General features: G+C 60.3%; 9 protein-coding genes. 6 read left to right on the forward strand and 3 right to left on the reverse strand.

Features of this window, described 5'->3' with window-relative positions; translation table 11 throughout:
* Nucleotides 1-172: 172 nt before the first annotated feature.
* Nucleotides 173-1,252, forward strand: coding sequence for a hypothetical protein (locus JWQ61_RS06935; RefSeq protein ID WP_304359883.1), 1,080 nt, complete (start codon nucleotides 173-175; stop codon nucleotides 1,250-1,252).
* A complete protein-coding gene (gene recJ / locus JWQ61_RS06940; RefSeq protein ID WP_304359884.1) occupies nucleotides 1,249-2,943 on the forward strand; it encodes a single-stranded-DNA-specific exonuclease RecJ in 1,695 nt (564 codons plus the stop codon). Before JWQ61_RS06935 ends, recJ begins: the two co-directional genes overlap by 4 nt.
* 88 nt (nucleotides 2,944-3,031) lie before the next feature.
* On the opposite strand, the gene JWQ61_RS06945 is transcribed toward recJ, so the two are convergent.
* Both JWQ61_RS06945 and JWQ61_RS06950 read right to left on the reverse strand, forming a co-directional pair.
* The gene (locus tag JWQ61_RS06945) at nucleotides 3,032-4,039 is read right to left on the reverse strand and encodes a GlxA family transcriptional regulator (RefSeq protein WP_304359885.1); all 1,008 of its coding nucleotides are present in this window, start codon (nucleotides 4,037-4,039) and stop codon (nucleotides 3,032-3,034) included.
* Nucleotides 4,027-4,629 carry a DJ-1/PfpI family protein gene (locus JWQ61_RS06950; RefSeq protein WP_304359886.1) on the reverse strand — a complete coding sequence of 201 codons (603 nt, stop codon included), beginning with the start codon at nucleotides 4,627-4,629 and terminating at the stop codon, nucleotides 4,027-4,029. Before JWQ61_RS06950 ends, JWQ61_RS06945 begins: the two co-directional genes overlap by 13 nt.
* 187 nt (nucleotides 4,630-4,816) lie before the next feature.
* On the opposite strand from JWQ61_RS06950, the gene JWQ61_RS06955 reads away from it, so the two are divergent.
* Nucleotides 4,817-5,194 carry a type II toxin-antitoxin system RelE/ParE family toxin gene (locus JWQ61_RS06955; RefSeq protein ID WP_304359887.1) on the forward strand — a complete coding sequence of 126 codons (378 nt, stop codon included), beginning with the start codon at nucleotides 4,817-4,819 and terminating at the stop codon, nucleotides 5,192-5,194.
* The gene (locus tag JWQ61_RS06960) at nucleotides 5,191-5,472 is read left to right on the forward strand and encodes a helix-turn-helix domain-containing protein (RefSeq protein ID WP_120235029.1); all 282 of its coding nucleotides are present in this window, start codon (nucleotides 5,191-5,193) and stop codon (nucleotides 5,470-5,472) included. Before JWQ61_RS06955 ends, JWQ61_RS06960 begins: the two co-directional genes overlap by 4 nt.
* Nucleotides 5,473-5,489: 17 nt before the next feature.
* Here JWQ61_RS06960 and JWQ61_RS06965 read toward each other — a convergent pair whose 3' ends face one another.
* Nucleotides 5,490-6,209, reverse strand: a complete 720-nt coding sequence (locus tag JWQ61_RS06965; RefSeq protein WP_304359888.1) for a hypothetical protein — start codon at nucleotides 6,207-6,209, stop codon at nucleotides 5,490-5,492.
* Between the two features lie 273 nt (nucleotides 6,210-6,482).
* Here JWQ61_RS06965 and prfB point away from each other — a divergent pair.
* Together prfB and lysS are read left to right on the forward strand one after the other, a co-directional pair.
* A protein-coding gene (gene prfB, locus JWQ61_RS06970; RefSeq protein ID WP_304359889.1) for a peptide chain release factor 2 occupies nucleotides 6,483-7,587 on the forward strand; the annotation gives its coding sequence in 2 pieces (ribosomal slippage) (nucleotides 6,483-6,563 and nucleotides 6,565-7,587; 1,104 coding nt in all).
* Between the two features lie 94 nt (nucleotides 7,588-7,681).
* Nucleotides 7,682-8,697: lysine--tRNA ligase (gene lysS / locus JWQ61_RS06975; protein WP_304359890.1), on the forward strand; the 1,016-nt coding region annotated here is incomplete at its 3' end.

Genomic DNA, 8,697 nt, shown 5'->3' on the forward strand with positions numbered 1-8,697 from the left:
TTGGCCCAGGCTTTGTATTCAAACAGGGTAGTCAGCAGTTTATGTGCATTCATGGCGGATCCGTATCGGCAGGCGGCGATTCACTACAATCCCTTCATTTTATGCCAGCCGCGCAATCCGCGTAGGCAAAGGCAAATCGACTCAAGACCCCGGGATGCCCTACAATCGCGCCATGAGTCATTTAGATATCCTATTGCCCTTCGGCCTGCCGCCGCCCGAACTGGCGCGCGATTTATTGCGTGAATTGAAACTGCCGGCCCTCGCCACCCTGATGGCGCGCGCCAAAACCGGACCCCGGCGCCAGGCGTTTGACGATTTTGCAAGAGCCCTGCCGCATGAAATGTGGCTGGCGTCGCAATTTTCCTTGCCCGCATTCGAACCCGTCACGCCCGGCCAAGACAACCAGAACAGCCCCGCCCTCGCCTGCGCCGCCATGCGCGCGATGGGGCTGGGCGTTGAAGAAGGCGCCTGGTTCATGCTGCATCCGGCCCACATCCATATTGCGCGCGACCACCTGGTGCTGACCGACATCCGCCAGATCGGCTTGAGCGATGCGGAGTCACGCGAACTGTTCGACGCTGCGCTGCCGCTGTTCGCTGAAGCCGGGCGCGAGCTGGTTTACGGCGACGCCAACACCTGGTTCCTGCGCGCCGACGACTGGCAAGGGCTACTGTCCTCCACGCCGGACGCCACTTGCGGCCACAACATCGATATCTGGATGCCAAAGGGTAACGGCGACCAGGCCTGGCGCAAACTGCAGAATGAAGTGCAGATGCTGTGGTTTTCCCACCCGCTGAACGAGCGGCGCGAAATGCAGGGGCGGCAAACCGTGAATTCCCTGTGGTTATGGGGCGGCGCAGTGGCACAGCCTTCCGCACCCGGCCAGCGCGAAGTATTCAACCTGCCGGACGGTTTCGCCGGCCTCGGCCAGTACGCCAAGGCTGCGCATGCCGGCGTAGGCATAACCGAAGTGATCGCCGCCAGGGCCGAGCATGGCCTGCTGACCTTGAGCCAGCTGATCCAGCCAGCCCTGACAGGCGAATGGTCGGACTGGCTGCAGCAGTTGCAAACCCTCGAAAGCACATGCTTCGCACCTTTGCTGCAGGCCATGCAACAGCGCCGGCTCGACAGCCTGTCCCTGATCGTTACCGACAGCGGCCATGCGCTTGAAATGAGCACTACCCGGCTCTCGCTCAAAAAATTCTGGCTGAAGCCAGCCCTCACCGGTTTATTGCCATCGCATTTATCATGACCCGCATCGTTACCCGCCCCTATTCCTTCCGCGATTCCGAACGGCTACATCAAAGCGGCATCCATCCAGTGCTGGCGCGCGTCTACAGTGCGCGCGGCCTGCTCGATGTCAAGGAGCTGGAAAGCGAACTGAACGCCCTGATCCCGCCGTCCGGCTTGCTGCACATCGACGCCGCCGCCAGTTTCCTGGCCGACGCCATCGCCGCGAAAAAGAAGATGGTGATCGTCGCCGATTACGACTGCGACGGCGCCACCGCTTGCGCCGTCGGCCTGCGCGGCTTGCGCCTGCTGGGCGCGAATATCGATTTCATCGTGCCGAATCGCTTCGAGTACGGCTATGGCCTGACGCCGGAAATCGTCGAACTGACCGCGCGCGAAAAATCGCCCGACATCATCGTCACGGTCGACAACGGCATCGCCAGCATCGACGGCGTGGCCGAAGCCAACCGGCGCGGCATCGAAGTAGTGGTGACCGACCATCACTTGCCGGCCGATACGCTGCCGGCCGCAAGAGTCATCGTCAACCCGAACCAGCCAGAATGCGGTTTTCCCAGCAAGAACCTGGCCGGCGTCGGCGTCATGTTCTACGTCTTGCTGGCCTTGCGCGCGGAACTGCGCCGGCGCGGCGTGTTCGATGCGCAGAGCCAGCCGAAACTGGATGTGCTGCTCGACCTGGTGGCCCTCGGCACCGTGGCCGACGTCGTCAAGCTGGACGCCAACAACCGCATCCTGGTGGCGCAAGGCCTGAAGCGCATGCGCGCCGGCCGCATGCATGCCGGCATCGCCGCCCTGTTCCGCGCCGCCGGCCGCGAAGCACGGCGCGCCACGCCGTTCGATCTCGGTTTTGCGCTGGGCCCGCGCCTGAACGCCGCCGGCCGCCTGGCCGACATGGCGCTCGGCATCGAATGCCTGACCACCGACGACGAAGGCCGCGCCTGGGCCATCGCCCAGCAGCTCGACACCATCAACCGCGAACGGCGTGATATCGAAGCCGGCATGCAGGACACCGCGCTGGCCTTGCTGGACGATTTCAAGCCGCAGGACAGCACCACCATCAGCGTGTTCGACGCCTCCTGGCACCAAGGCGTGATCGGCATTGTCGCCTCGCGCCTGAAGGACAAGTTTTATCGCCCTACCATTACTTTCGCGCCGGGCGGCGAGGGCTTGATCAAAGGATCGGGCCGTTCGATTCCCGGTTTCCATTTGCGCGATGCGCTGGACCTGGTGTCCAAGCACGCACCCAGCCTGATCCAGAAATTCGGCGGGCATGCAATGGCGGCCGGGTTGACCATCCGCGCCGATGCTTTCGACGCGTTCGCCGCCGCCTTTGAAAAAGTCGGGCGCGAATGGCTGGGGCAAAGCCAGCTGGAACGCGTGATTGAAACCGACGGACCGCTGGAAGATGCCTACTACACCACGCAATTCATTGAATTGATGGATGGCCAGGTGTGGGGACAGGGTTTTGCGCCGCCGCTGTTTTGCGATGAGTTCAGGGTAGTCAGTCAACGCATCCTGAAAGAGAAACATTTAAAGCTGCTGCTGGAGCGGAACGGCACACGCTACGATGCAATCTGGTTCGGGCATACCGATGAGCTAGGGAGCAAGGCCAAGGTGGCGTTTCGGCTGGACGCCAATGAATATAACGGCGTTACCAAGGTGCAGCTGATGGTGGAGCACGCGGAAGCGATGTAATTCTTGAGCGCGGAACGTGATGCTCCGTAGTCCGTTAATTAGGGTCAGAGTCGAATTGTTTGAGAAAACAATTCGACTCTGACCCTAATTAATTGCTGAGCTGGCGTTGCTGGCTTGGGGGGAAGTTTTCGAATTTGCTCCAGACCCGTCGCAGCTGGCGGGTTGAATTGAAACCGGCTTGCTGCGCTACCTGTTCCATGTCCAGCTTGGATTGCGTCAGCAACTCGCGCACCAGGGCGACGCGGATGCGCTGGATATAGTCGACCAGGCTGCTGCCGGTTTGCTCGCGGAACAGACGCGTCAGATGGCGCTCGCTGGTGCAGGCGATTTCCGCCAGCTGCTGCAGGTCCCAGTCGTTGGCGGGATTGCCGATCACGGCGTCTTGCACCCGGTGCACCGCCGGATGCAAGTGGTTGCGGCAGGCTTGCCATGGCGACAGCTGCGGATCGCTGCCGGCGCGCCGCATGTAGATCACCAGCGAGCGGGCGATCGAAGCGCTGCGGGCATGGCCGGCGATTTGCGCCACCACGTGCAGCGCCAGGTCGATGCCTGTGGTGACGCCGGCGCTGGTGTAGATATTGCGGTCTTCGACAAAAATACGGTTTTCCAATACATGTGCTCGTGGCGCGATACGCCGCAAGTCGTCGCAATGGCTGTGGTGCGTGGTGCACTGGCGGCCGTCGAGCAAACCTGCATAACCGGCCAGCAAGGCGCCGGTGCAGCTGCACAGCAGGCGATGCGAATCCTGCCAATGTGCGCGCAGCCACGCCACGGCGCGCTGGTCGTTGGCGCTGCTGAAATCATCGTCGCTGCCCACGCAGCCGTGCAGCATCAGCATGGCGTTGGCCGGCAAGCTGTCCGGCAAATCGCTGAATCCGGTCAGGCCGAGTCCAAGCGAAATGTTGATGGTGCTGGCTGCGCTGACGTAGCGCAGGTCGAAAAAATCGACACGCCCTTCTCGTTCCGCGATCCGGTTGGCATAACGCAGCACCTCCGCCGGACCCATCAGGTCAAGCGTCATGGTTGCATCGCGCAGCAGGAAATAGACCGGAATGGTGGTCTCGCCAATGCGCGTGTTGTCGGCTATTGCAGCCATCGATACTCCATCTGTTTGGCAGTGGCGGCAGCCAGTTCGGGTCCTGCCAGTCGCTCGACCAGGTGCAGGCTCATGTCGATACCTGCCGAAATGCCGCCGGAAGTCACCACTTTACCGCAATCGACCCAGGCTACGTTGCGTTTGACCGTGAGCGCCGGAAAACTTGCCTGCAGGTCGTCCTGATCTTCCCAGTGCGTGGTCACATCCAGGCCGTTCAGCAAACCGGCCTTGGCCAGCAAGAAGGCGCCAGTGCAGACCGATGCGGTAATGACGGTGCCGGGATGCTGGGCGGCAATCCAGCGGATTACCGCGTCGTCATTGAGGATTGCCGAAACATCGCCGCCCGGTACGATCAGCACGTCGAGGTCGGCGGATGGCGTCAGCACGCAATCCGGCAGTACTTTCATTCCGCCTCTTGTCCGCACCGGCCGCATCGCGGGCGCGACCAGGAAACACTTGAACAGGTTTGCCGCCGCGCTGTTGCCGTTCATCCTGCCATGGACCCGGGCGGCAGTTGAAAACACTTCATAGGGGCCGGAAAAATCCAGGATTTCAACATCGTCAAACACCAGTATTCCCACGCTCAACATCTTTTAACCTCATCCGGCACACGCGGTGCCCGGGGACCGGACTGCCATCGTTGAGGACCATGTTAAGTCGGCGGCCAATATCTAAAAATGCCCTCCGTAGACATAATGCGGACAAAACCGGACATCTTTCGAGCAGCCGTATAGGCATATCCGGCGCGCCAACGGTGCGCCAGCATATGGACTTGCCATGCCAATCGACAGCAATTGCAAAATATATCCAATCCAGTATAATCAAAGCATCAGGCCGGTTCGTTTTCTTGGCGACTCGCTGAAACGTCTGCGCGAATTTTCCGAAGACGCGAAGCAGGATGTCGGGTATCAGCTGGATAAAGTGCAAAAGGGCAAGCAGCCGGATGATTTCAAGCCCATGCCATCCATCGGCAAGGGAGTGGAAGAAATCCGGGTGCGGGATCACTCGGGCATCTACCGGGTTGTGTACACCACCCGGTTTGCCGATGCGGTGTACGTGCTGCATGCCTTCCAGAAGAAGACGCAAGCCACTGCTAAACACGACATTGAGATTGCCAAGGACCGTCTTGCGCAGTTGCTCAGAGGTGAGAAATGAAAAAGATCGAAAGCTACGCCAGCGTATGGGACGCGATTGCCGATTCACCCGAACAGGCAGCGAACCTGCGCGCCCGTTCGGAACTGATGCAAAAAATCGCCGACATCGTGAAACAAAATGCGTGGACGCAAACCGAGGCCGCAAGCCACTGCGGCATCAGCCAGCCGCGCGTGAACGACCTGCTGCGCGGCCGCGTGTCGCGCTTTTCCCTGGATGCATTGGTGAACATCGCCACTGCGCTTGGCCGCCGCGTCCACGTCGAACTGGAAGTCGCCTGAATAGCGGGTGAGCGGTTTCAGCGCACCGGCAAGAACTGCAGGAAACTCCCTCCTACCAGGTTCTGCATGTAGCTGATGCCGGCCCGCTTGTATTTCTCGGTCGTCATCTCGGCCAGCAAATCGATACGGCCGATGATCTTGCCGAACTCCCTTTCGAAACTGATGTTGCGCTCGCTGTCGCTCATGTCGTTGGACAGCAGCAAAGGCTGGCCGGCGGCATTTTTCCGGCTGTTGAGTATCCACGACGCGATTTCCATGTTGCGCGCGGCGTTGTACAGGTATTGGGCGTCGAAGCCGTCGATCAGGTAGAACTTGGTCTTGCCGCCATGGGCAACGATGATCATGTCGGCCGCGCCGTAGATGAAAGCCGCGGCGCGATCGCCGCTGAAATCCGGGGTCAGCGCCAGCGACAGCGCCTGGATGTCATGCTTCCCCTGCAGCTCCGGCCACGGCTGGCGCGCTTCGATAGCGTCGCGCACGCGCTTGATCGCCAGCTCGCGGCTGGCGGCGGTCTTTTTCCATTCGGCGGGATTGCGCCGGTACAATTTGTCCAGCAGGCGATACAGGCTATCCAGGTTGTCGCGCATGCCAAGGGTGGCAAAACGGTTGACGTCGGATTGCGCCAGTTCGCCGCCGCTGGTGGATGAGCCTTGCACTTCGCCATGCGGAGCCGGCGTCGGCGCCAGCAGGCCGCATGCGCTGAGCGTCAGGCACAGCAAGCCCATCGGCAAGCTCATTAGCAAAAACGATGGCAAAACAACATCGCAACGATGGATTTGTGCCTTAATCGACATGGGCGGCGGGGCCAGGCTGGTAAATTATCAAGCGTGCAATCCATTCTAAACGTTGCAACTTCGGGTTGCAGCTTCGATATCAGGCTTGTTGCAATGGTTCACATTTGTGCATATTTCATGCAAAACGAGCCCCAATCGCGTCCAGAATGCAAACTGCAGCGCCATCTGCCATGGGGCTGGCGTATAATTTAGGGTTTGATTGCAGAAGAGCCGAAAATGGAAGCCGAACGCTTAAATTCCCTACAAAACCTGCTTGCGGACCTGACCAGCCGCGAAGCCGAACTACGGAGGTATCTTTGACTTCGATACGAAGTTAGAGAAACTCGACCAGGTCAATGGCGAACTGGAAGATCCGGAAGTCTGGAACGACCAGAAGCGCGCCCAGGACCTGGGCAAGGAAAAGAAATCGCTGGAAGCCATCGTGCTGACGCTGACCAAGATCGAAGCCGATCTGCGCGACACCAGCGACCTGTTCCAGATGGCGCGCGAAGAGCAGGACGAAGAAACCATAGAGGCAGTCGAAGCCGATACCGAAGGCCTGCACAAGCTGGTCGAAGGCATGGAATTCCGCCGCATGTTCAGCAACCCGATGGATCCCAACAACTGCTTCATCGACATCCAGGCCGGCGCCGGCGGCACCGAAGCGCAGGACTGGGCCTCGATGCTGCTGCGCCAGTATCTGCGCTATTGCGAACGCAAGGGTTTCAAGGTCGACATCCTGGAACAGTCCGACGGTGAAGTCGCGGGCATCAAGACCGCTACGCTGAAAGTCGAAGGCGATTACGCCTACGGCTTCCTGCGCACCGAGACCGGCGTCCATCGCCTGGTGCGCAAGTCGCCCTTCGATTCCGCCAACGGCCGCCACACTTCGTTCTCCAGCCTGTTCGTGTACCCGGAAGTGGACGACTCGATCGATATCGACGTCAACCCGGCTGACGTTCGCGTCGATACCTATCGCGCCTCCGGCGCCGGCGGCCAGCACATCAACAAGACCGATTCCGCGGTGCGCCTGACGCACATGCCGTCCGGCATTGTCGTGCAATGCCAGAACGACCGCAGCCAGCACCGCAACCGCGCCGAAGCGTGGGACATGCTGAAGGCCAAGCTGTATGAACTGGAATTGCGCAAGCGCATGAGCGAGCAGCAGAAGCTGGAAGACTCCAAGACCGACGTCGGCTGGGGCCACCAGATCCGCTCTTACGTGCTGGACCAGTCGCGCATCAAGGATTTGCGCACCAACTTCGAGAGCGGCAACACCAAGGCCATCCTCGACGGCGACCTTGACGACTTCATCGCGGCTTCGCTCAAGCAAGGCGTATAAACAGCAAACCATGCCACGGGCGGTGTCCGTGGCATTGCCTTCCCCGCCGCTACACAGACAGACGTTTCACCGCATCATTTGAAAAGACACTGACATGACGACAGACAATCAGCAGCAACCTGTCCCGCAAGACGAAAACAAGATCATTGCGGAACGCCGCAACAAGCTCGGCGCCCTGCGCGCGCAAGGCGTGGCTTTCCCCAACGATTTCCGGCCGACGCACAAGGCAGCCGCTATCCAGGCCGAATACGCCGCCCAGGAAAACGAAACGCTGGACGTGGCCGCAGTCAAAGTCGTGGTCGCCGGCCGCATGATGCTGAAACGGGTGATGGGCAAGGCTTCCTTCGCGACCCTGCAGGATGCTTCTGGCAGCAAGGCCGACGGCCGCATCCAGCTGTTCATCACCAAGGAAAATATCGGTGAAGACAACTACGACAGCTTCAAGCATTACGACCTGGGCGACATCCTCGGCGCCGAAGGCACGCTGTTCAAGACCAAGACCGGCGAGCTGTCGATCAAGGTCACCACCCTGCGCCTGCTGACCAAATCGCTGCGCCCGCTGCCGGACAAGTTCCACGGCCTGGCCGACCAGGAAACCAAATACCGCCAGCGCTACGTCGACCTGATCATCAACGAAGATACGCGCCGCACCTTCAAGATGCGCACCGCTGCGATGTCGTCGATCCGCCGCTTCATGGAAAAGAACGACTTCATGGAAGTCGAAACACCGATGCTGCACGCCATCCCCGGCGGCGCCGCGGCCAAGCCGTTCATCACCCACCACAATGCGCTGGACATGCAGATGTTCCTGCGCATCGCGCCTGAGCTGTATCTGAAGCGGCTGGTGGTCGGCGGTTTCGAGCGCGTGTTTGAAGTCAACCGCAACTTCCGCAATGAAGGCGTATCGCCGCGCCACAATCCGGAATTCACGATGATGGAATTCTATGCGGCTTACGTCGATTACCAATGGCTGATGAACTTCACCGAGCAGGTGATCCGCCAGGCAGCGATCGATGCCCACGGCACCGCCACCCTGACCTACCAGGGCCGCGAACTGGACCTGAGCAAGCCGTTCCAGCGCCTGACCATCGTCGGCGCCATCAACAAATA

The sequence above is a fragment of the Collimonas fungivorans genome, assembly GCF_028292705.1.
Classification (GTDB): Bacteria; Pseudomonadota; Gammaproteobacteria; order Burkholderiales; family Burkholderiaceae_D; genus Collimonas; species Collimonas fungivorans_B.

What these genes read in the sequence shown, in the direction of transcription:
- JWQ61_RS06935 (WP_304359883.1), top strand. Translation starts at nt 173, where the DNA reads ATGAGTCATTTAGATATCCTATTGCCCTTCGGCCTGCCGCCGCCCGAA.
- recJ (WP_304359884.1), top strand. Translation starts at nt 1,249, where the DNA reads ATGACCCGCATCGTTACCCGCCCCTATTCCTTCCGCGATTCCGAACGG.
- JWQ61_RS06945 (WP_304359885.1), bottom strand. Translation starts at nt 4,039, where the DNA reads ATGGCTGCAATAGCCGACAACACGCGCATTGGCGAGACCACCATTCCG.
- JWQ61_RS06950 (WP_304359886.1), bottom strand. Translation starts at nt 4,629, where the DNA reads ATGTTGAGCGTGGGAATACTGGTGTTTGACGATGTTGAAATCCTGGAT.
- JWQ61_RS06955 (WP_304359887.1), top strand. Translation starts at nt 4,817, where the DNA reads ATGCCAATCGACAGCAATTGCAAAATATATCCAATCCAGTATAATCAA.
- JWQ61_RS06960 (WP_120235029.1), top strand. Translation starts at nt 5,191, where the DNA reads ATGAAAAAGATCGAAAGCTACGCCAGCGTATGGGACGCGATTGCCGAT.
- JWQ61_RS06965 (WP_304359888.1), bottom strand. Translation starts at nt 6,209, where the DNA reads ATGAGCTTGCCGATGGGCTTGCTGTGCCTGACGCTCAGCGCATGCGGC.